Annotated in this window: 25 protein-coding genes and 4 tRNA genes; 14 read left to right on the top strand and 15 right to left on the bottom strand. The window is 63.6% G+C overall.

Annotation, left to right across the window (positions count from 1 at the left end):
* Window positions 1-277: 277 nt before the first annotated feature.
* The 6 genes from rplL to secE all read right to left on the bottom strand — a co-directional run bounded on the left by rplL (window position 278) and on the right by secE (window position 3,657).
* On the bottom strand, window positions 278-652 hold the full coding sequence (rplL, locus tag ASC89_RS07410; RefSeq protein WP_055877952.1) for a 50S ribosomal protein L7/L12: 375 nt from the start codon (window positions 650-652) through the stop codon (window positions 278-280).
* A gap of 71 nt (window positions 653-723) precedes the next feature.
* The gene (gene rplJ / locus ASC89_RS07405) at window positions 724-1,242 is read right to left on the bottom strand and encodes a 50S ribosomal protein L10 (protein WP_055877957.1); all 519 of its coding nucleotides are present in this window, start codon (window positions 1,240-1,242) and stop codon (window positions 724-726) included.
* A 363-nt stretch (window positions 1,243-1,605) separates the two neighbouring features.
* The gene (gene rplA, locus ASC89_RS07400; RefSeq protein ID WP_055877960.1) at window positions 1,606-2,301 is read right to left on the bottom strand and encodes a 50S ribosomal protein L1; all 696 of its coding nucleotides are present in this window, start codon (window positions 2,299-2,301) and stop codon (window positions 1,606-1,608) included.
* A 2-nt stretch (window positions 2,302-2,303) separates the two neighbouring features.
* A complete protein-coding gene (gene rplK / locus ASC89_RS07395; protein ID WP_055877963.1) occupies window positions 2,304-2,732 on the bottom strand; it encodes a 50S ribosomal protein L11 in 429 nt (142 codons plus the stop codon).
* Between the two features lie 164 nt (window positions 2,733-2,896).
* Window positions 2,897-3,427: a transcription termination/antitermination protein NusG gene (gene nusG, locus ASC89_RS07390; RefSeq protein WP_055877965.1), complete on the bottom strand. Its 531-nt coding sequence runs from the start codon at window positions 3,425-3,427 to the stop codon at window positions 2,897-2,899.
* A gap of 35 nt (window positions 3,428-3,462) precedes the next feature.
* A complete protein-coding gene (gene secE / locus ASC89_RS07385; RefSeq protein WP_055877966.1) occupies window positions 3,463-3,657 on the bottom strand; it encodes a preprotein translocase subunit SecE in 195 nt (64 codons plus the stop codon).
* 236 nt (window positions 3,658-3,893) lie between these two features.
* Between secE and ASC89_RS29095 the strand changes: the two genes are divergently transcribed.
* Both ASC89_RS29095 and ASC89_RS07380 read left to right on the top strand, forming a co-directional pair.
* Complete coding sequence (locus tag ASC89_RS29095) at window positions 3,894-4,022, top strand: hypothetical protein (RefSeq protein ID WP_274532690.1); 129 nt, start codon at window positions 3,894-3,896, stop codon at window positions 4,020-4,022.
* 12 nt (window positions 4,023-4,034) lie between these two features.
* Window positions 4,035-4,280 carry a helix-turn-helix domain-containing protein gene (locus tag ASC89_RS07380; RefSeq protein ID WP_055996336.1) on the top strand — a complete coding sequence of 82 codons (246 nt, stop codon included), beginning with the start codon at window positions 4,035-4,037 and terminating at the stop codon, window positions 4,278-4,280.
* Here ASC89_RS07380 and ASC89_RS07375 read toward each other — a convergent pair.
* The 3 genes from ASC89_RS07375 to ASC89_RS07365 form a co-directional block, all read right to left on the bottom strand.
* Window positions 4,250-4,543 carry a hypothetical protein gene (locus ASC89_RS07375; protein ID WP_055996333.1) on the bottom strand — a complete coding sequence of 98 codons (294 nt, stop codon included), beginning with the start codon at window positions 4,541-4,543 and terminating at the stop codon, window positions 4,250-4,252. The genes ASC89_RS07380 and ASC89_RS07375 overlap by 31 nt on opposite strands.
* Before the next feature lie 261 nt (window positions 4,544-4,804).
* Complete coding sequence (locus ASC89_RS07370) at window positions 4,805-5,752, bottom strand: hypothetical protein (RefSeq protein WP_055996330.1); 948 nt, start codon at window positions 5,750-5,752, stop codon at window positions 4,805-4,807.
* Window positions 5,753-6,159: 407 nt separating this feature from the next.
* A tRNA-Trp gene (locus ASC89_RS07365) sits at window positions 6,160-6,235 on the bottom strand.
* Between the two features lie 168 nt (window positions 6,236-6,403).
* Here ASC89_RS07365 and ASC89_RS07360 point away from each other — a divergent pair.
* Entirely contained in the window at window positions 6,404-6,682 is a 279-nt protein-coding gene (locus ASC89_RS07360; protein ID WP_055877974.1) for a hypothetical protein, read from the top strand.
* A gap of 83 nt (window positions 6,683-6,765) precedes the next feature.
* Here ASC89_RS07360 and ASC89_RS28410 read toward each other — a convergent pair whose 3' ends face one another.
* Window positions 6,766-6,933 carry a hypothetical protein gene (locus ASC89_RS28410; RefSeq protein ID WP_156384537.1) on the bottom strand — a complete coding sequence of 56 codons (168 nt, stop codon included), beginning with the start codon at window positions 6,931-6,933 and terminating at the stop codon, window positions 6,766-6,768.
* Between the two features lie 97 nt (window positions 6,934-7,030).
* On the opposite strand from ASC89_RS28410, the gene gcvA reads away from it, so the two are divergent.
* The 3 genes from gcvA to ASC89_RS07345 all read left to right on the top strand — a co-directional run bounded on the left by gcvA (window position 7,031) and on the right by ASC89_RS07345 (window position 9,347).
* Window positions 7,031-7,924: a transcriptional regulator GcvA gene (gene gcvA, locus ASC89_RS07355; protein WP_055996327.1), complete on the top strand. Its 894-nt coding sequence runs from the start codon at window positions 7,031-7,033 to the stop codon at window positions 7,922-7,924.
* 95 nt (window positions 7,925-8,019) lie between these two features.
* On the top strand, window positions 8,020-8,244 hold the full coding sequence (locus tag ASC89_RS29235) for a dCTP deaminase domain-containing protein (protein ID WP_407065059.1): 225 nt from the start codon (window positions 8,020-8,022) through the stop codon (window positions 8,242-8,244).
* Between the two features lie 20 nt (window positions 8,245-8,264).
* On the top strand, window positions 8,265-9,347 hold the full coding sequence (locus ASC89_RS07345; RefSeq protein ID WP_055996324.1) for a UTP--glucose-1-phosphate uridylyltransferase: 1,083 nt from the start codon (window positions 8,265-8,267) through the stop codon (window positions 9,345-9,347).
* 154 nt (window positions 9,348-9,501) lie between these two features.
* On the opposite strand, the gene ASC89_RS07340 is transcribed toward ASC89_RS07345, so the two are convergent.
* A tRNA-Gly gene (locus ASC89_RS07340) sits at window positions 9,502-9,575 on the bottom strand.
* 165 nt (window positions 9,576-9,740) lie between these two features.
* On the opposite strand from ASC89_RS07340, the gene ASC89_RS07335 reads away from it, so the two are divergent.
* The 5 genes from ASC89_RS07335 (at window position 9,741) to ASC89_RS07315 (ending at window position 13,616) form a co-directional block, all read left to right on the top strand.
* On the top strand, window positions 9,741-10,136 hold the full coding sequence (locus ASC89_RS07335) for a thermonuclease family protein (RefSeq protein WP_055996321.1): 396 nt from the start codon (window positions 9,741-9,743) through the stop codon (window positions 10,134-10,136).
* 160 nt (window positions 10,137-10,296) lie between these two features.
* Window positions 10,297-11,127, top strand: coding sequence for a sugar phosphate isomerase/epimerase (locus tag ASC89_RS07330; protein ID WP_162247915.1), 831 nt, complete (start codon window positions 10,297-10,299; stop codon window positions 11,125-11,127).
* Window positions 11,124-11,885, top strand: coding sequence for an NAD(P)-dependent oxidoreductase (locus ASC89_RS07325; RefSeq protein ID WP_055996315.1), 762 nt, complete (start codon window positions 11,124-11,126; stop codon window positions 11,883-11,885). Before ASC89_RS07330 ends, ASC89_RS07325 begins: the two co-directional genes overlap by 4 nt.
* An 80-nt stretch (window positions 11,886-11,965) precedes the next feature.
* On the top strand, window positions 11,966-12,997 hold the full coding sequence (locus tag ASC89_RS07320) for a PAS domain S-box protein (RefSeq protein ID WP_055996313.1): 1,032 nt from the start codon (window positions 11,966-11,968) through the stop codon (window positions 12,995-12,997).
* Window positions 12,998-13,133: 136 nt separating this feature from the next.
* Window positions 13,134-13,616, top strand: a complete 483-nt coding sequence (locus ASC89_RS07315; RefSeq protein WP_244488411.1) for an AAA family ATPase — start codon at window positions 13,134-13,136, stop codon at window positions 13,614-13,616.
* Between the two features lie 41 nt (window positions 13,617-13,657).
* Here the strand turns inward: ASC89_RS07315 and ASC89_RS07310 are convergent.
* Window positions 13,658-13,742: transfer RNA gene (locus tag ASC89_RS07310), tRNA-Tyr, on the bottom strand.
* 154 nt (window positions 13,743-13,896) lie between these two features.
* Between ASC89_RS07310 and rlmB the strand changes: the two genes are divergently transcribed.
* Entirely contained in the window at window positions 13,897-14,652 is a 756-nt protein-coding gene (gene rlmB, locus ASC89_RS07305; protein ID WP_055877986.1) for a 23S rRNA (guanosine(2251)-2'-O)-methyltransferase RlmB, read from the top strand.
* A 34-nt stretch (window positions 14,653-14,686) separates the two neighbouring features.
* On the opposite strand, the gene ASC89_RS07300 is transcribed toward rlmB, so the two are convergent.
* From ASC89_RS07300 to ASC89_RS07290, 3 genes are all read right to left on the bottom strand, one after another.
* Window positions 14,687-15,025: a hypothetical protein gene (locus ASC89_RS07300; RefSeq protein ID WP_055996310.1), complete on the bottom strand. Its 339-nt coding sequence runs from the start codon at window positions 15,023-15,025 to the stop codon at window positions 14,687-14,689.
* Window positions 15,026-15,146: 121 nt separating this feature from the next.
* Window positions 15,147-15,773 carry a histone H1-like repetitive region-containing protein gene (locus ASC89_RS07295; protein ID WP_055996307.1) on the bottom strand — a complete coding sequence of 209 codons (627 nt, stop codon included), beginning with the start codon at window positions 15,771-15,773 and terminating at the stop codon, window positions 15,147-15,149.
* A gap of 88 nt (window positions 15,774-15,861) precedes the next feature.
* On the bottom strand, window positions 15,862-16,536 hold the full coding sequence (locus tag ASC89_RS07290; RefSeq protein ID WP_055996304.1) for a DUF1345 domain-containing protein: 675 nt from the start codon (window positions 16,534-16,536) through the stop codon (window positions 15,862-15,864).
* 144 nt (window positions 16,537-16,680) lie between these two features.
* Between ASC89_RS07290 and ASC89_RS07285 the strand changes: the two genes are divergently transcribed.
* Window positions 16,681-16,756, top strand: a tRNA-Thr gene (locus ASC89_RS07285).
* A gap of 236 nt (window positions 16,757-16,992) precedes the next feature.
* Window positions 16,993-18,075 carry a methylamine utilization protein MauJ gene (gene mauJ / locus ASC89_RS07280; RefSeq protein WP_055996301.1) on the top strand — a complete coding sequence of 361 codons (1,083 nt, stop codon included), beginning with the start codon at window positions 16,993-16,995 and terminating at the stop codon, window positions 18,073-18,075.
* Window positions 18,076-18,584: the final 509 nt, after the last annotated feature.

Genomic DNA, 18,584 nt, shown 5'->3' with positions numbered 1-18,584 from the left:
AGGACATCGGCCTTGTTATTTTCATCGGGGCCCGGTGAGAGGGAGAGAGCCCCGGTCATTACGCACTCGTTCGCGCGGGGCCACTTCTGCCCCCGTCGCAACTGCACTCGAATTCATCTGCGCTCGATGAGCGCCATCCGAACTCCGAAATTTTGATTATCCTGCCCGGCCATCCAATCGCGCGGGTGGAACGCGTCCCAAACACTATAAATGCGACGCAAATAAGGCAGCGCGGCAATTCTGCCGCGCTGCCCGAGATCGTTGTCCGGAGACGAGCTTACTTGAGCTCGACCTTGGCGCCGGCGGCTTCCAGCTTCTTCTTGATGTCTTCGGCTTCGGCCTTGTTGGCGCCTTCCTTGACAGCCTTCGGAGCCGCTTCGACCAGCGCCTTGGCTTCGCCGAGGCCCAGACCAGTGATGGCGCGGACTTCCTTGATGACGTTGATCTTGTTCTCGCCGAACGAAGCGAGGATCACGTCGAATTCAGTCTTCTCTTCCACCGGGGCGGCAGCAGCAGCGGCCGGGCCGGCAGCGACGGCGACCGGAGCGGCAGCCGAAACGCCCCACTTCTCTTCGAGAAGCTTCGACAGCTCGGAAGCTTCCAGAACGGTCAGGGCAGACAGGTCGTCTACGAGTTTGGCGAGATCAGCCATTTGAGTTCACTCTCTTTGATGTTTCAGTTCGAACCGTGGAGGGCCGGATCGGCCCCACGTGGGTAGTTTGCCTATGCTGCATTGCTCTTCTCGGCGTGCGCCGAGATGACCCGTGCAACCGCACCACCAGGGGCCTGGAGGACCGACGCGATACGCGTGCCGGGCTGCTTGAGCATCCCTGCGAGCGTGGCGCGAAGCTGGTCCAGCGACGGCATGGTGGCGAGCGCCTTGACGTTGTTGGCGTCGAGCCCGGTCTTCCCCATTGCGCCACCGAGAACCACGAACTTCTGGTTCTTGTCAGCGAAAGCGGCCGCGACTTTCGGCGCGATCATGGGATCCTTGGCGAAGGCGACGACGGTCGGACCTGAGAACAGGGCCGACATATCGGCGTTGTCGGTTTCCTTCAGAGCAAGCTTGGCAAGGCGGTTCTTGGCCACCTTGATCGTCCCGCCGGCCTGCTTCATCTGCCTGCGCAGATTTTCCAGGTCGGCAACGGTCAAGCCGGCATTCTGGGCAACAACGATCGATCCGGCCGTCGCGAACGACGACTGGAGCGAGGCGATGAGCTCAGCCTTTTCCGCTCTTTCCACTGCTAGTCTCCACATTTGGTCCGGAGATAGGCCCCGGACCGTTTGCCAATTGCTGCCCTCCGTTTGGGAGTGCAGCGGTTGATGCCTGTCAACCGGCTGACCGTCGGAGGGCGAAATGCCCCTTGGCGGCAACTGGCCTGGTTCGAACCGGACACGAATTCCGGTTGTCACCCCATCTATGCGGGCCCCTTGTTCCCTTGATCGCGCGCTAGCGCGTCGCTGGGTTCCTTTGATGCGCGCGAGCGCGTCGCAGGCTTGGGATTAGCGCCCTTTCGGGCAGACCCGCAGTCTCGGACAGGACTTCACCGATCCGAAGATCGGCATCCTGGCGGCATCGCTGCCGCCAGGAATTGGTAGTCGGTCTTAAGCGTTGACCGACGAGGGATCGACGTGCACGCCCGGCCCCATGGTCGAGGACACGGCGACGCGCTTGACGTAGGTGCCCTTGGCGCCAGCAGGCTTAGCCTTCTGGATCGCGTCGGCGAACGCCTTGATGTTCTGCAACAGGGCCTCTTCCGAGAACGAGGCCTTGCCGACGCCGGCGTGCAGGATGCCTGCCTTCTCGACGCGGAACTCGACGGCACCGCCCTTGGCGGACTTGACCGCACCGGCGACATCAGGGGTCACGGTCCCGACCTTCGGGTTCGGCATCAGGTTGCGCGGCCCGAGGATCTTACCGAGACGGCCAACCAGCGGCATCATGTCCGGGGTGGCGATCACGCGATCGAACTCGATCTTGCCACCCTGGATGATTTCCACCAGGTCTTCGGCGCCAACGATATCGGCGCCGGCCTTGCGGGCCTCATCGGCCTTGGCATCCTTGGCGAACACGGCGACGCGAACGGTCTTGCCGGTGCCGTTGGGCAGGTTCACCACGCCGCGGACCATCTGGTCGGCGTGACGCGGGTCAACACCCAGGTTGAACGCAACTTCGACGGTCTCGTCGAACTTCGCCTTGGCGCGTTCCTTGACCATCTTCACGGCGTCGCTGAGCGCGTAGAGCTTCTTGCGATCGATGCCCACGCGGGCGGCGTCAGTACGCTTACCGAGCTTGCTCATGATCAGCCTTCCACCTGGATGCCCATGGAGCGGGCGGAGCCGGCGATCATGGTCGCGGCCTGGTCGACGTCATAGGCGTTGAGATCGGCCATCTTCTTTTCGGCGATCTCACGGATCTGCTTCTGCGTGATCGTGCCAGCAGATTCCTTGCCCGGAAGCTTGGAGCCGGACTTCAGGTTCACGGCCTTCTTGATCAGGTAGGTGACCGGCGGGAGCTTGGTCTCGAAAGTGAAGCTCTTGTCGGCATAGATGGTGATCACGACCGGGGTCGGGGCACCCTTTTCCTGCTCGGCGGTCTTCGCATTGAAGGCCTTGCAGAATTCCATGATGTTGAGGCCGCGCTGACCCAGCGCGGGGCCGATCGGGGGCGACGGGGTCGCCGAGCCGGCCGGGACCTGAAGCTTCAGGTACCCAGTGATTTTCTTTGCCATGGTTCAATCTCCATATGTGCCCAGGATCGGGCGGGTGATCCGCGTCACCGGATCTGTGAGACGCCGTGGTCCGGGCTTTACGAGCGGTTGGCGACCGCCCTGCCCTCCCACGGTTTTCTCGCAACACTCAGGCTGCGAGTATCCGGCTTGCGCCGGAATCTGGATCAGACCTTCTCGACCTGACCGTATTCCAGTTCGACGGGCGTCGGACGCCCGAAGATCGAAACTTCCACCTTGAGGCGCGAACGCTCCTCGTCGACTTCTTCCACCACGCCGTTGAAGCTGGCGAAGGGACCGTCGGAGACACGCACCTGCTCGCCGACCTCGAACGAGACCGATGGCTTCGGATGCTCGACGCCTTCCTGCACCTGCTGCAGGATGGCCATGGCTTCCTTCTCCGAGATCGGCATGGGCTTGTCGCCCGAACCGAGGAAGCCGGTAACTTTCGGCGTGTTCTTGATCAGATGGAATGCCTCGTTGGTCATATCCATCTTCACCAGCACGTAGCCCGGGAAGAACTTGCGCTCGGCGTCAACCTTGCGGCCGCGACGCATCTCGACCACCTTCTCGGTTGGCACGATCACGTCGTCGAACAGGTCTTCAAGCTTCTTCTGCGCAACCTTCTGGCGGATGTCTTCCGCCACCTTGCGCTCGAAGTTCGAGTACGCCTGAACGATATACCAGCGCTTGGCCATGCCGCGTCGAAGCTCCTAAAAGTTCAGTTTACCGTTCAGCGGATCGACAGGACGAACTGCACGGCCATCGCAATGAGCTGATCCGCAAGCAGGAAGAAGACGCTCGCGATGACCACCATCACCAGCACCATCACCGTCGAGACCAGGGTCTCGTTGCGGGTCGGCCAGGTGACCTTGCCGACTTCCTGACGAACCTCTTGCAGGAACTTCAGCGGGTTCAGTGCAGCCATCAGCTCTACTTCCGGTCGGGCCATCAGGCCAAAAACGAAGAACCGCGCGAGTCACCCCGGGCGGCTTGGGAAGCGGTATCTAATGGCTTGCCTCGGCTATTGCAAGTCCCAATGACACCGTGATGTCGGCGCTCCGGCGCCCGTGCACGAGGGCTGTCAGCCATCCGTCAGGTTGACTCCGTTACCACAAGCCTACGGACCCGCGGCGTGATTCTGGGGCGATGGGGATGGGGGCTTTGCTGCAAGCGATGACGCGAGCCCAGTTCGGGCACTGGCTGCCAGTGGCGATCATGGCCGCCGCCGCTGTCGTCGCTTTCCTCGCCGCCCTTGATCTCAGCCTCACCCTGCCGGTCGACATGGAATAGCGCGAGGCCTCGATGCTCAACGCCTACAACCTCCACCCCGATCCAGCCGCGACGCTGCAACTGGTCGGCCTGCAGGCCGCGGATGTCGAGCGCGAACTGATCCTGGCAACGCTGCGCGCCACCCACGGCAACCGCACGCACGCGGCCGCCATCCTTGCCATCAGCATCCGAACGCTGCGCAACAAGCTGCACGAGTATCTCGAATACGGCATCGACGTACCGCCGCCTCACGACGCCGGAAAATCCGACGAAGCATAGAGCCGGCGCATCGCGACGCTGTCGTAGCGCTCGCCATCGACCTCCAGTGTCGCCGAGTTCAGCTTGCCCGGAAGCAGCGATTCCATCGCATAGCGCAGCGCCAGGGTGGCCGAAGGAAAGCGACGGTAGTCGAGACCTGCCTTCCGCCCCACCTGCACCGGAAAGTAGAGATCGGCCGGTTCGGTATAGTCGAACGGTCCGGACGGCTCCTCGGCGCCGACGCTGGGATCGGCATCGGACCCGGAAAGAGGGCTGCGCGGCATGGACGCGGTCTCCGTCAGCCGAAACTGGTGCCGAAGCGCAGCAGCGGCGCCAACACGAACAGTGCGCCGAGCGTGATGAAGAAGCTCAGCGCCACCGTCAGCGTGCGACTGGGCATGCGACGAACCGCGACGGGCGCGGTGTCGGGATGATCCACGGGCATATAGGGGGGTCGCTTTCGCTGGCGGCGCGTTGGTGCGCCCAGGTACTGTACGCCCCCATTCGACAGCTACCTATCGAATTCGCGTCCCGCACCGAGGCGCTCAGGCCGTGCCGCCCGGACCAACAATGGAATCGTGGATGGTCACGTCAGATTCCGACGGCGCCTTTGCGTGCTGCGCGCGGTTGAGCCACCTGATGGCAAAGCCAAAGCCGACCAGCAGCAGCCCGCCGCCGACGATGGAGAGCGGCGACGGCCCCAGCGCTGCGAACCACTGGATGAAGAAGTGGATCGCTCCGAACACGGCGGCGGCATTGACCACCCAACGGCGGTTGGCGCGGATCGCCCAAAGGCCCGTGACGATGAGCACCAGGGCCCAGGCGATGCTGAAGGCCAGCGGTGGCAGCTTCAGTGCATCGTCGCCGAACAGCGAGCCGATGAGGAAGCCGAAGTTCAGCATCAGGATAGCGACGCGCGCCGCGATGATCGCCAACCGCTCATAGTCCGCGGACAGCCGCAGCGAGAGCAGATAGAGCCCGAGCGTCAGCGCCGCGAGAATGCCGATGGTCAGGGCCGGCTGCCAGAAGAAGCTGCCATTGTAGGCCGTTGCTCCGCCCACTGTTGCCGTCAGCATGATCACCGACAATGCCGCCAGGAGGCCCGAGCGCGCCGCCACCGCCGCCACTGCCAGCCCTCCTCCGATGGCCAGATTGATCGGCACTGATCCCTCAGCGAGGATCGAGATGCCGCCCGAGAGGGCAAGAGCACCGATGGTGACGCAGACCTGGCCGAACAAGGTCCAGCGCTCGATGCCGTTGAACCTGAGCACCAGCCCCAGCGCCAGAAGCAGCCCGCCGAGCCCGATGGCGGTCTCGGCGGTGGGAAACAGCGCGCCCAGCCCGATGACGATGGCGGCAGCGCCGAACGAGAGCAGAATATTGGTGCCAAGCGCGCCGGTATCGGCTTTGGCAAAGCCCTTCAGCCGATCGGCCTCCGCCTGCGTGAGATCCCCGCGCCGGACGAGATCGTCGAGGTCGAGCGTCACTTTCATGTCGTCAAATCCCCAAGCCCCACGCCTTCTTGGGATAGATCGGCAGCGCCCGCAAGGGACCGCCATGCAGCAGGCCGCCGCATTGGCGAGAGTTGATCGCGCCGATCAGCGGGATGTCTTTGTTAAATGCGCGCCTTTCGCAGCCGACCTAGAGTGAGGGCTTCGGGAGGAAGCAGCGGGCTGCTGACTCTGGTGGCAACTCGTGTCGCGCCCGCTGTCTTTCTCCCGAGGGCCCTATGCTCGGGACGATCTTCCCTGCTGCGCCATTGCCACCCTCGTCGCGGCGATGCTGGCACCCCCGGTCGCGATGTGGCTCGGAATGCCGTGAGTGGACCGACGCCTACCGGCGCGGCGCACTTCGATCGGCGAAAATAGGATTGATCGGCGCGCTCAGGCGCCTGGGCAGGTGGCAGGGGCAGAAGGACTTGAACCCTCGACCCTCGGTTTTGGAGACCGATGCTCTACCAACTGAGCTATACCCCTAAACCTGCGGCCCTCCCTCTACTGAAAAGCCTCGCGCCGCGCAAGTGGCAAGGGGGCAACCTTCGCGTGATGATTGCGCGCCGCTGTGGCGCGGGATTAGGCTCTGTGCCGCGCGGTCCAGGGCCTTTCACCAAGGGGCTGCGCTTTGGAGGTAACCAGGGGAAATAGATGAAGAGACTCGTTCTCGTTGCCGCGCTCGTCGCGTCCGGTTTCGCCGTGCCTGTCCTGCCTGCCGCTGCCGCTTCGGTGCTCTCGGATTCGGAAGTGAACTGCCTGATCTTCCCCGCCCTGAAGAAGGAATGCTGGGAGAAAGGCGCCGAGATGCTGAAGGCGACGCCGAAGACGGTTGCCACAGCGACCGAAACCACCGCGACCAAGCTCAAGCTGCCGACGCTGTGGACCTGCACCGCCGCGCCCAAGGGTTCGGGCCACCTGCTCGACTGCTGATCTCGAATCTGTCCGCACAAACAGAAGGCCCGGCAGCGATGCCGGGCCTTTGTTATGGTCCCTCGCGGAAGCGGCGCCGCTCATCACGGGTGGTGAAAAGGATAGTGCGTGTCGTTGGCGCCGATATCGGTGCGCAGGTACGAACTCAGCTCCCGGATATCGGCCACGGGGTGGGCGCGAGGTGGCAGGATGACGTGCTTCACCCAGCCGAACAGGCGGGCAGCGCGGGACTTGGGGGCCTGGTAGAGCATTTCGATCACCGTCAGCTTTGATACGTGTGAAGGGTAGATGCGCCTCCAGAGCTTTGATTTCCAACCAAAGCTCGAGTATCATGCATAAGGAGGCCTTATGTCAGATCACCTACCCCCACTTGCTGCGATCCGCGTCTTCGAGGCGGCTGCCCGGCACCTGAGCTTCACCCGCGCCGCCCAGGAACTGGGCATGACGCAGGCTGCGGTGAGCTACCAGATCAAACTGCTCGAGGAGCGGGTGGGCTCGCCGCTGTTCCTCAGGCGGCCGCGCGAGGTGGCGCTCACCGAGGCCGGCGAGCGGCTGGCGCCGGAGGTGAGCCGCTCTTTCGAGATTCTGCGCGAAGCCTTCATCGATTTCGGAGCGCGCGAGCATGGGACGCTGATCGTCAACACCATGCACACCTTTGCCGCGCAATGGCTGGCGCCGCGGCTCGGCATCTTCCAGCTCCGGCACCCGGAGATCGCGGTGCGGCTCGAGACCACTGACCGGCTGGTAGATTTCAGTCGCGAGCAAGTGGATGTCGTCGTGCGCGCCGGTAAAGGCGTCTGGCCGGGGCTCAACGCGGTCAAGCTGCTCGACGTGCGTTTCACCCCGATGCTGTCGCCGGCGCTGGCAGCGAGCATCGGCGGAGTGCATGAGCCGGCCGACATCCTGAAACTGCCGCTGCTCGACGCCGACGACCCCTGGTGGATCCTCTGGCTCGACGCCTACGGCCTGCCGCGCGATGTGCTGAAGCAGCAGAAGACACCCTCGATGAACATGCAGACCTTCGACGCGATCGCCGCCATGACCGGCCAGGGCGTCACCCTGCTTACCCCCGACTATTTTCAACGCGAGCTGGCGGAAGGGCGACTGATACAGCCGTTCGAACGAGTGTTCGGCGAAGGCAACAGCTTCTGGCTCGCCTACCCCGAGGGACGCCGCAACGTCGCCAAGATCAAGGCGTTCCGCGACTGGGTGGTCGAGGAGGCGGGCAAGCCGATCAATTAGGAAGGGCTGGAGCGAGTTAAGGGGATTGATGAGCTCAAGCGTGGGGGCAGATCCCTCCTCCGCCACCACTAATCCCTGGGTATTGCCCCCCGCGCATGGGCCCGTTCGTTCATGTCACGGCGGACTTGATAGATATCGGTTCGGTCAACCAGTGGACGCTACAGCTGAACCCCGTGCAGCCGGTTCGTGTATACCGCGGCATGCGGATTGGGCAGGTTACGTTCTGGACCGTTCGCGGAAACATCGTCCTGTATGGTGGGAAATACCAAGGTAGCAGGGGGCCGCAGAGCTCCAAGGCCTATATCGAGTTCAAAAGTTGACCGTGATTGGGAGGAAAGGCATGGACCCTCGGTTTGAGGAGGAGGCGCCAGCAACGCAATACTACGATAACGCGCTGTTTGAGCGCCTGCGTCGCGACTACAGGAGCAACTCACTCTCTACGCCCCTCCTGACCGACATCCGGTATGCAACGCGAGCCGATATCCAATCCCACTGGCCGGACGAGGCCCACCGCAAAATCGGCAGTTCGACGATATCGGCCGGCGATGTCGGCGCTGTCATTCTGTGTGGTGGCCTTGCAACCCGCTTTGGCGGCGGTGCAAAGGCGGCCGTAGAGTTGTTGCCAGGCTGGACGCTGCTGCGTGTGAAGCTGGAAGCGCTGGCAGGGGTCGCTGCGGCGCACGACACGACGTTGGCAGTAATCGTCGTGGTCAGCCCTGCGACTGAACTCGCCGTGCTCAAGGTGCTCGAAAGCCAGAGCCATGCGAGGCTGCGCATCAAGGTCGTAACGCAGTCGGTGCTGCCACGGCTACTCGAGGATGGGCACCTGCTGCTGCAAGCGGATGGAACTCCGAGTTTCAGCCCACCCGGCCATGGCGAGGTTCCGAAGCTGCTCGCTGCCCACCACAGCATAGACGGCATTTCCCCGCGCTTGTGGCAAATCTCCAATATCGACAACCTGCTTGCAACGCTCGATGCCGACATCGTCGGGGCGCACATCGCCAGCAAGATGGATGCCACCGTGGAGGTGGCTCCGGGGACCGCGACGGATGTCGGTGGATACCTCACCTACGGTCCGCACGGCTTCGAGATTCTCGAAGGCTTCCAGGTCGATCCCTCGGACCGCCCCACCCAGGAATTCTTCCTGAACACCAACACGTTCCTTATTGGCAGCACCGCCATTTCAGCCGGAGAGCGCCTCCCCTACTACGCGGTGACAAAGACGACATCGGATCGACGAACCGCCGTCCAGTTCGAGCAACTGCTTGGAGGTATTGGCAGCCTGATATCGCTTAACGCAGTTGCTGTGCCGCGGGACGGCAACATGTCTCGCTTCAGGCCGATGAAGCTCATCGAAGACTTGCACGAGTCACGCAGCGCGGTGGTCGCGGCGCTGGAAGCATCCGGCCTGATCAACTGGTAGCCGCCGCCGATTACTCCTGACCGGTGCGTCGGTGGCCGAAGAAGATCTGCCGCATCGCCTCGTCGATATCAGCCTCCTTCACAAACCGGCTGGCTGCAGGGATAGAGCTGAAACGCCGCGTTTTCATGCCGTTAGGTCGACGGGCGGGAAGGGCTGGAGCGGGTGAAGGGAATCGAACCCTCGTCATAAGCTTGGAAGGCTTCTGCTCTACCATTGAGCTACACCCGCGCCGGAGCGCCAGCGCTTCTTAGTGGCTGAGGCGCGATGCTGGCAAGCCTCTTCGATCCCATCCAAACGTCTTCGATCCCACCCAAGCCTCTTCGATCCCACCCAAGCCTCTTCGATCCCACCATTGTGCGTTGCTCACGCGCCAGATCGGAGTCAGCGTGAGGCATGCGAGCTGCGATTGCCCTGCTGATGCTGCCGCTGCTGGCGGCCCCCCTTCCGGCCCATGCCGAGGATGCACGGTTCATGCTGTGCGAGGCCCTGCCCCACCTCACCTGCGTCTGGTCTGGTGACAGCTTCTACCTGCGCGGCAAGGTGGTCCGCCTCGCCGACGCCGTCACGCCGGAGCGCTACACGTCGGCATGTCCCAAGGCGAGCCAGCTCTCGTGGCGTTCGGCGCTGCGACTGCGCGACCTGCTGAATGCCGGGACCTTCGAGATCGGGGATGCCGATGGATCGGCGTTGGCGTTGGTGTCGCGGGATGGACAGTCGCTGGGTGCGCAGCTGATCACCGAGGGGCTGGCCCGGGCGAGGACGCCGGCATCGCCGGACTGGTGCGGCTAGCCAAGTCGCGCCGGCGCAGCCCCTGCCCCACGCGAGGCAAACGTATAATTGACTCCGGGCGCTGCCGCCGGATGGATGCCGCGTCTCGAGGAGGACGATGATGCGGCTTGGTATGAGCGGGTGTTTCTTGCCCGCGGACATGAATGACCTGACCCCAGAGATGTGCCGACGGGTTCGCGATGCAGGTTTTTCCGGCATCTTCACGCGCTTTCGCGACAACGACCCGCTGACCGCGCGGCGCGAGGACGCGGCGCGGCTGAAAGCCCTGCTCGCCGACGAGGGCGTGTCACTGTTCCAGACCACCGGCTACTGGCAGAACCTCGTCACCTCCGACGAGACGGCGCGGGCGCAGTCGGTGCGCGTCGTGCAGGCGGCGCTGCAGCTCGCAGGCTGGATGGGCGCCCGCGGCATCGACACCGGCCCCGGTTCGATGAACCCAGCCGGGCCATGGTTCCCGCATCCCGATAACTGGACGGCCAGGGCCGAGGACCAGTTGGTCCGCTCGCTCAAAGAGTGCGCCAAGGCGGCGGAGGATGCGGGCGTGTTCCTCAGCCTCGAATCGCACTCGCTGGTGACGCCGCGCACTCCTGAAATCGCCGCCCGCATCCTCGATGCAGTGGATTCGCCATGGGTGCGCTGCGACTATGATTCCGCCAACTGGATCACGCTCGAGACGATCTACGATACCGGCGGCGCACTCAACGCGCATTTCGACCGGCTCGGCCGCCACATCTGCAGCGCCCACGCCAAGGACATCTGGGTGGAGAACCGGCTGGCGATCCACTTGCAGGACGGCTGCCCCGGTAGGGGCCTGATGGACTTTGCGACGCTGTTCAGCCGGCTAGAGGCGCTCGACCCGGACTATCCGCTGATCGCCGAGGGCAACTCGAGCGAGGAACTGCCCGAAGTCGGGGCGCTGTTCCACCGGATCGCCGGCGAGCGCGGCATCCGCATCCTCGATGTCGGCGATAAGCCGGAGGCTGCCCGATGAAACTGCTGCTCGTCGGCGGGGCCGGCCATGTCGGCCAGCTGATCACCCCCTATCTGAAGGCGAGGCACACGCTCAGGGTGCTCGACCTCACCCCACCCGCCGACCCTGACGTCGAGCATGTGAAGGGTTCGGTGCTCGACCCCGAGGCGATCCGCGAGGCGCTCACCGGGGCCGATGGTTTCGTTTGGCTGGCGATGCGCAGCGCCCAGGGCGGCATGGTCACCGACCAGGACATCGAAACCATCGTCAACAATTATGACCTGAACACCAAAGCCTTGCACCTGTTCCTTTACCTGGCACAGGAAGCTGGGGTGAAGCGTGGGGTCTATACCAGCTCGATGAGCGTCCACTATCGCGGTCGCCCGAATTATCCCGGCGAGGACCAGGTGCCACTCGACTCGCCCTCCGTCTATGGCCTCAGCAAGGGACTGGGCGAAGAGATCTGCGCCTATTTCGCGCACTGGTTCGGCATGAACATCATCGGGCTGAGGATCAGCGGACCGCGCAAGCGCGCCGACTATCTGGCGCAACGCCGCCACCCGCAGCGCGCCGGCGACGGCAGCTATGTCTACCCGCTCGATGAGGAGGACATGGCTAACGCCTATCTCGGCGCCATCGAAGCGGTGACGCCGCCCGCGCCTGGCGGGTTCGAGGCCCTGTTCATCGTCGGCGACGAGACCGGGGAGGAACACGACCTGTCGAAGGCCGCTCGACTCATCGGCTGGCAACCGCGCTCGCACCGTCTGCTGATCGAATAGCGGCAGGACGCGGAGAATCTCTCGCGCCCCGGAACCAATGTGCGTCCCTCTCGTTCACTGGCGGGTGTCTGGGGGACTATATGCAGGGTGAACGAGAGAACCTGGACGAGGGCGAGCGCATCATCGAGGCGCGGCTCGCCGCGATCATTGATTCGTCCTTCGATGCTGTAATCGCCAAGGATCTGAACAGCGTGATTACGCATTGGAACCCGGCAGCCGAACGGATGTTCGGCTACACGGCCGAGGAAGCCATTGGCCGCTCCATCACCATGCTGATCCCGCCGCACCTGCAAAGCGAGGAAACCGACATCATCCGGCGCATCCGCGCCAATGAGCGGATCGAGAGTTATGAGACCGTGCGGCTGCGCAAGGACGGCAGCACGGTGTTCGTGTCGCTGACCGTATCGCCGATCCGCAACCCGCGCGGCGAGGTGGTGGGCGCTTCCAAGATCGCCCGCGACATCACCCAATCGAAGGAAAGCGAACGGCGGATCCGGGTGCTGCTGCGCGAGATCAACCATCGGGTGAAGAACCAGTATGCGGTGATCCTGTCGCTGATCCGCGAGACCGGGCTGAGTTCGGTATCGATTGACGAGTTCCAGGCCAAGATTCGCACCCGCATCGCCAGCCTCGCGGCCTCGCATGACCTGCTGGTCCGCTCGGAATGGACCGGCTCGACGCTGGCCGAACTGGTCAAGGCGCAACTGGCGCCGTTCGGACACGAGAACCTGGTGACCATTTCGGGCCCCCTGGTCTCGATCTCGCCCAACGCCGTGCAGAACCTCGGTATGGCCTTCCACGAGCTGGGCACCAACTCCGCCAAGTACGGGGTGCTCTCCGGTGCCGGCGGCGCCATCACGGTGTCATGGTCGGTGAGTCGGGGGCCGGCGGCCGAGCTGGCGATGACCTGGGACGAGAACTTTGACGAGCCGCTGGTAGCCGAGCCGCAAGCCGGGCGTGGGTTCGGAACCGTCGTACTCGAGCGCGTAACACCGGTCGCCCTCAATGGCCGAGCCAGTACCACGCGCACCGCGTCGCGCATTACATGGACGCTCGAGGCGCCGGTGAGCTCGGTATTGATGGAAGAAGCTGGCGCAGAGGGCGACGCCTAGGCCGCGCCGCCTCTGCCTTCGGGGATCGGCGAGCCGACCCTGGGATCGGCGAGAGCCGACCCTGGGATCAGCGAGAGCCGGTTGCGCTTCCGGTGGAGGTGGGGCCACATGTGGAGGCAACCGAGACTGGCGGGTCATGGCAACACTTCATCTGATGGTTGGACTGCCAGGCAGCGGCAAGACGACGCTGGCCCGGAAGCTGGAGGTCGATTACGGCGCGCTCCGCCTTACCGTCGACGAGTGGCATGTCCGGTTGTTCGGCATGGACGTCGAGGAGCACATTGACGACGGTGATCTCGCGACACACAACGCCAGGCACGCGGCCATCGAGGCGCTGCTGTGGGAGACTGCGTCGCGGGTTCTGGTCCTTGGCGTGGACGTGATCCTCGATTTCGGCTTCTGGACCAGGCGCGAGCGAGACGAACTGCGAGCAAAAGCTCGCGATCTCGGCGTCGGCTTCACAATCCACTTTGCCGATGCGACCGAGGGGCAGCTGCTGGAACGCATCAGGGCCCGGAATGGCCAGTTGCCTTCCGGGACGTTTCACATCCCCGAGGCCAGGCTCAAAGACTGGATGGGCCTGTTCGAGGCCCCATCGCCGGACGAGCTCACTGAGTAAGCCTGCCGGGGCTCTAATGAATACCGACCGCTTCAAGGGGGTGGTGGAGGGGACTGGATTCGAACCAGTGTACGCTAAGCGAGCAGATTTACAGTCTGCCGGATTTAACCACTCTCCCACCCCTCCATTCAGAGCCGGAGAAACGAACGGCGCCCGTCCCCGGGCGCGTCGTCGGGGCGGTTTATGTCGGGGCGGTGAACGCCTGTCAACACCCAATCCGCCCTTTGCGCATCGCAGTGCTCGCCTTGCTGTCCTGCATCAAAACCGCTAGGGCATCCCTATGAGCCGCAACAAATTCCCGCCCAAGCCCAAGTACGACCCGGATACCGGGCCGGTCTACCTCTATGGGCTGCATACGGTGCGGGCGGCACTCGACAATCCCCTGCGCGAACGGCGCAACCTCTTGGTCACTCCCAATGCGCTGATGCGCCTCAGGGAGACCGGTCCGGTGGAGATGCGCTTCACCGAAACGACGCCCAGGGATCTCGATCGGCTGCTCGGTGCGGACGCCGTGCACCAGGGTGTGGCGCTGGAAGTCGAGGCGGTCAGCCGCTTCGGGCTCAACGATGTGCCCAATCCCCGGCTGGTGGTGATCCTCGACCAGCTGACCGATCCGCATAATGTCGGGGCGATCCTCAGAACGGCCTGTGCCTTCGGCGCCGATGCGGTGGTCACCACGGCCCGGCATTCGCCGCGCGAGACTGGGGTGATGGCCAAGGCCGCCTCCGGCGCGCTCGACATGGTGCCGATGATCGAGGTGCGCAATCTCGGCGACGCGATCGAGAAGCTCAAGGAGCGCGGGCTGACGGTGATCGGCTTCGATTCGGAGGCCCCTGCTCCGATCCGCCCACGCACCGACGATGCGCCGATGGCGATCGTCCTCGGCGCCGAGGGCAAAGGCCTCAGGCAGCGGACGCGCGAACTGTGCGACGAAATGGTGCGGCTCGACATGCCCGGGCCGATCAAATCGCTCAACGTCTCGAACGCGGCGGCGATCGCACTGTTCGCGGTAACCGCCGGCCGCGCGGGGGCGTAAGGGCCCGCGGGGATACCCGCGGGCCCTCAGTACCTCACGGCGTGGTGCAGCGCACCAGATCGGTCCCATTCACGTTCAACACGTCGGTCCCGGCCTGGGCGATCTCGATCGTCTTGTCGCCCGCCTTGAGGCTTGCCTTGCCGTTCGTGGCTGGAACGGCATCCACCAGCGTGATCTCGCTACCCTGCCGCACGGAGATCTTGGTGATCACCACGTAGCCGGTGCCGCCGGCCTGGTCGACCGTGCCGCAGGCGTCGTAGGTCGGCGCCCAGACGCCGAGATAACCAACCTCGCTGCGATCGGCATTGGCCGCCAGCCGGGTATCGGGCTTCAGGCCATCGGCCGGCAGGATACCCATGGCCGGGGTGGTCATCACCGGCGCCTCAGCCGCGGCAACGGCAGCGGCAGCATCGGCAGCGCCCTTCGCCTCGGCAGCGGCAGGTGCCGCAGCAGCCGGAGCGGCTCCGGCGGCGGCCGCAACAGCCGCCTCGGCGTCAGCCTTGCCCTTGGCGGCGGCCGCGGCAACGGTCGCTTGCTTGTCTGCTTCCGCTTTGGCGGGCTGCTGCCTTGTCCGCTGCTGCCTTGTCCGCTGCTGCCTTGTCCGCTGCTGCCTTGTCCGCTGCTGCCTTGTCCGCTGCTGCCTTGTCCGCTGYTGCCTTGTCTGCGGCTGCCTTGTCTGCGGCTGCCTTGTCCGCAGCCGCCTTGTCCGCAGCCGCCTTGTCCGCGGCTGCCTTGTCCGCGGTAGCCTTATCCGCGGCAGCCTTATCCGCGGCGGCCTTATCTGCGGCTGCCTTATCCGCGGCTGCCTTATCTGCGGCTGCCTTATCTGCGGCTGCCTTATCTGCGGCTGCCTTATCCGCGGCTGCCTTGTCCGCTGCAGCCTTATCTGCGGCTGCCTTGTCTGCCGCCGCCTTGTCTGCTGCAGCCTTGTCTGCTGCAGCCTTTTCCTCCGCCGCCTTCTGTTCGGCGGCAGCCTTATCCGCATCCGCGGTGGCGGCCGGCGCAGCGGGGGCTTCGGCGGCCGGCTTGGCCGGCGGCGGTGCCGAGTTGTTGTCGCAGGCAGCGAGCAGCAGGCCCAATGACAGGGCCACCGGCAGGGCCAGAAGGTGCGTTCGTTTCATGGTCGGTTTCCTCTTCGAAGTTTTGGCGCCCGGGACAGCCGCCCGCCGCGCGTGACCTGTTTGCCTGGGCCGCCGGAGACGCCCAGCCTCATTTGCCGGCGATCGCCACGACAACGTTGACCGTCGCCGCGACAATGACCGTGTTGAAAAAGAACGAGACGACGCCGTGCAGGGTCACCAAGCGCCGCATCGCCCGCGACGTCACCGCGACATCGGCGACCTGCGCGGTCATCCCGAGCACATAGGAGAAATAGAGGAACGCCGCGCCGTCGGGCGGCTCGTCGCCCGGAAACGCCAGGCCGGCGAGCACCTTGCCCTGCTCGTCCGGATCATCGCGATAATACTCGTGCGCATAATGCAGCGCCGCCATGGTGTGCACCGTGAACCAGCCGAGCACCACCGAAACGACGCTGACCGTGATCTCGAGCGGGTCGGTCTGCCCTGCCCTGCTATTGAGCGCGAGGAACAGGAAGATCATCGCCACAACCGCTACGAGGATGGTGACGAGAAAGATCGCCGCGACGGGAGAATCGGCGTCATCGGGCCGCTGCTCCAGGAACTCGGCGGTGAGGCAGGGAAACTCGATGCGGACGAGCAGCAGGTAAGTGACGAACATCGCATTGGCGGCGGCGGCGACCGCATATTTGGGCGACAGCAGCAGGCACGCGACAAACACCACCAGCCCGACGCCGACGCCCCAATAGAAGGCGGCGTGCCGCGGCAGAATGCGGGCCGGAACCGATGCGTTTCGTTCGCCTCCCACGGCGTCTCCTTCGCCAGTGAATCACCAGCCAGCCGGATATTTGCACAGCGAGGATGCCACATCTAAGACAAGCCGTCGCCGCCCGCCGCGCATGCTTCGGCGCGCCTTGCGCCATCCAGCTGCCAGTGCTATCGACCGCCTCGGGCCGGCATAGCTCAGTTGGTAGAGCAACTGATTTGTAATCAGTGGGTCGCGAGTTCGATTCTTGCTGCCGGCACCAATGAAATCAATGGCTTAGCTGGCAAGACGCCGCTAGGCCTTTTCCGTTTTAGTTGCAACGGATGCAATCACGCGGATTTCCGTAAGTACCTGTAAGGGTTTGCAAATCCCTCCTAAGGACTGCAAGGGACCGGCGGGGAGAGTTCCCCCAGCTGCAACGAAATTGCAACTAGTTGCGTCCCGATTCCTGCCCTGCATAGACTTTCGCCTTCAGTGGAAAGCAATGGGGCGAGCGACATGGCCGAGGCAACGGCAACAAAAAGGTATCTGGCGGCCTTCCATCTGAAGACGGCATTGCGACTGGCAGACGGACAAGGGCGGGTTGAGGGCCAACATGCAGGCACGCAGGTCTATATCACGAATGTTCCGCGCAAGCATGGCGAGGCGTACTTTCTTGATCTGCGGTTCTTACTAGACGCAACGGACCTAGAGGCTGCCGAAACGGTAGCCAGTGAGACGGCAGAGGAAATTGCCCACACACTGAGCTTCGTAAGCGCGCTGAGCGTGAGGGTTGAACGTTCCGTGTTTCTCATCGATTGGGAACCCGGCCTCAAGGCGCGCGACCAGTACGTGTACGGTCACTATCCCATCATCGACCCTAGGGATGCCCTCGACAACACCATGTGGGCAACCGTGCAAGCGGTCTCAGAACATGAGGTGACAGCGGCCAAAAGGTCGGCGCTCAGGTGGCACACCAGAGCGGCGAGAGCCGCTACTTATGAGGACCAGTTCCTCTACTATTTCTTCGCCATAGAAATTCTAGCAGCTTCCGAGACGTTTGCGGGCAAGGTGGTGGACAAGTGCCCATCCTGTCGTGGCGACCTAACCTGCCCCAACCCTGACTGCGGCAGGCCAGAACATAAGCCATTCCCGAAACAGAAAATCGGACTTTTGCTCACCGAGATGGGCGTTAACGCAACGCTTATCGACGCGCTCCTAGACCTGCGAAACCTGCTTTCTCACGGCGAGGAACGAAAGCAAATCAATCGCCACATGCAAAAATACGGACCAGATTTTGAGCTTCGGAAGGCAGTAGAAAGAATGGAAGAGCTCTCTTCAACTGCTATCCACCGCGCTCTCGCGCTGCCGGAGTTCAATCCGCCTTTGCAGTTCTACTTTCTCGAAGAACCAGAGAACGTCACAGTCACACCTAGAGCTCATACTCAAATCGGGCTCGCCGGAAACCCGAACGAGCCGAACGTATATGACGTGTGGATGCCTCAACTCAGCGTTATCGTGACCGACCCAAAGACCGGCGAACAAGAGACTATCCCTGTCGGTGGAGATGAGGCACACTTACCAGCAAAATCAACCGACTAGGGGGCGGGAGGGCCGCAAAAGACGAGCGACGGGCCGGGGACCGGCAGGCGGCCCCAGGAATCTAGTAATCGCCCCAATTCGACTCTTCTCGGGTCGCTAAACTCACCGGGGAGCGGCCCCAGAGTGTTCGGGAGGTTCTGGCGCATGTGGGGCGGCGCTGATACGCCCCCCGACTGACAATCCCCGAGCGCTGTTTGGCCTGACACCATTTAGGGCGCGACGCTGTGATCGATTTGGTTTGGGTGATTTGGCCCGACCTGACTGCCCTTTTGTGGTGCGGCTCAGGCCATCTCCGAGGGGGCGCGATCAGGATGGCGGGGACACCTCACCGCATCTCGCTGCGGACGTGGTAAACAGGCCTCACACAGGGGAACTCGTATGATCGGATCGTCCGCAATCCAAGACCAGTACTCAGAGTTGAGAGGATACCTAGATAGCTTTGCTGCGACGGACCTAATAGACCGCATCCGGCAGTTTCGCTCCTTGAGCTTCCGCCGAATGAGTAATGT

This window comes from Devosia sp. Root413D1, assembly GCF_001425235.1.
Taxonomy (GTDB): Bacteria; Pseudomonadota; Alphaproteobacteria; order Rhizobiales; family Devosiaceae; genus Devosia_A.
Note: the sequence above shows the minus strand (reverse complement) of the source record. Positions and strands in the feature narration are given on the sequence as shown.

Excerpts from the sequence above, each read along its gene's own strand:
- ASC89_RS07345 (WP_055996324.1), top strand. The coding sequence starts at position 8,265 with ATGGACCCTCGGTTTGAGGAGGAGGCGCCAGCAACGCAATACTACGAT.
- ASC89_RS07325 (WP_055996315.1), top strand. The coding sequence starts at position 11,124 with ATGAAACTGCTGCTCGTCGGCGGGGCCGGCCATGTCGGCCAGCTGATC.
- mauJ (WP_055996301.1), top strand. The coding sequence starts at position 16,993 with ATGGCCGAGGCAACGGCAACAAAAAGGTATCTGGCGGCCTTCCATCTG.
- ASC89_RS07300 (WP_055996310.1), bottom strand. The coding sequence starts at position 15,025 with ATGACCACCCCGGCCATGGGTATCCTGCCGGCCGATGGCCTGAAGCCC.
- gcvA (WP_055996327.1), top strand. The coding sequence starts at position 7,031 with ATGTCAGATCACCTACCCCCACTTGCTGCGATCCGCGTCTTCGAGGCG.
- rplA (WP_055877960.1), bottom strand. The coding sequence starts at position 2,301 with ATGAGCAAGCTCGGTAAGCGTACTGACGCCGCCCGCGTGGGCATCGAT.
- ASC89_RS07315 (WP_244488411.1), top strand. The coding sequence starts at position 13,134 with ATGGCAACACTTCATCTGATGGTTGGACTGCCAGGCAGCGGCAAGACG.
- rplL (WP_055877952.1), bottom strand. The coding sequence starts at position 652 with ATGGCTGATCTCGCCAAACTCGTAGACGACCTGTCTGCCCTGACCGTT.
- ASC89_RS07370 (WP_055996330.1), bottom strand. The coding sequence starts at position 5,752 with ATGAAAGTGACGCTCGACCTCGACGATCTCGTCCGGCGCGGGGATCTC.
- ASC89_RS07375 (WP_055996333.1), bottom strand. The coding sequence starts at position 4,543 with ATGCCGCGCAGCCCTCTTTCCGGGTCCGATGCCGATCCCAGCGTCGGC.
- ASC89_RS29235 (WP_407065059.1), top strand. The coding sequence starts at position 8,020 with ATGGGCCCGTTCGTTCATGTCACGGCGGACTTGATAGATATCGGTTCG.
- ASC89_RS07320 (WP_055996313.1), top strand. The coding sequence starts at position 11,966 with ATGCAGGGTGAACGAGAGAACCTGGACGAGGGCGAGCGCATCATCGAG.
- secE (WP_055877966.1), bottom strand. The coding sequence starts at position 3,657 with ATGGCTGCACTGAACCCGCTGAAGTTCCTGCAAGAGGTTCGTCAGGAA.
- rplK (WP_055877963.1), bottom strand. The coding sequence starts at position 2,732 with ATGGCAAAGAAAATCACTGGGTACCTGAAGCTTCAGGTCCCGGCCGGC.
- ASC89_RS07380 (WP_055996336.1), top strand. The coding sequence starts at position 4,035 with ATGCTCAACGCCTACAACCTCCACCCCGATCCAGCCGCGACGCTGCAA.
- ASC89_RS07330 (WP_162247915.1), top strand. The coding sequence starts at position 10,297 with ATGTGCCGACGGGTTCGCGATGCAGGTTTTTCCGGCATCTTCACGCGC.
- ASC89_RS07360 (WP_055877974.1), top strand. The coding sequence starts at position 6,404 with ATGAAGAGACTCGTTCTCGTTGCCGCGCTCGTCGCGTCCGGTTTCGCC.
- rlmB (WP_055877986.1), top strand. The coding sequence starts at position 13,897 with ATGAGCCGCAACAAATTCCCGCCCAAGCCCAAGTACGACCCGGATACC.
- ASC89_RS07335 (WP_055996321.1), top strand. The coding sequence starts at position 9,741 with ATGCGAGCTGCGATTGCCCTGCTGATGCTGCCGCTGCTGGCGGCCCCC.
- ASC89_RS28410 (WP_156384537.1), bottom strand. The coding sequence starts at position 6,933 with ATGCTCTACCAGGCCCCCAAGTCCCGCGCTGCCCGCCTGTTCGGCTGG.
- nusG (WP_055877965.1), bottom strand. The coding sequence starts at position 3,427 with ATGGCCAAGCGCTGGTATATCGTTCAGGCGTACTCGAACTTCGAGCGC.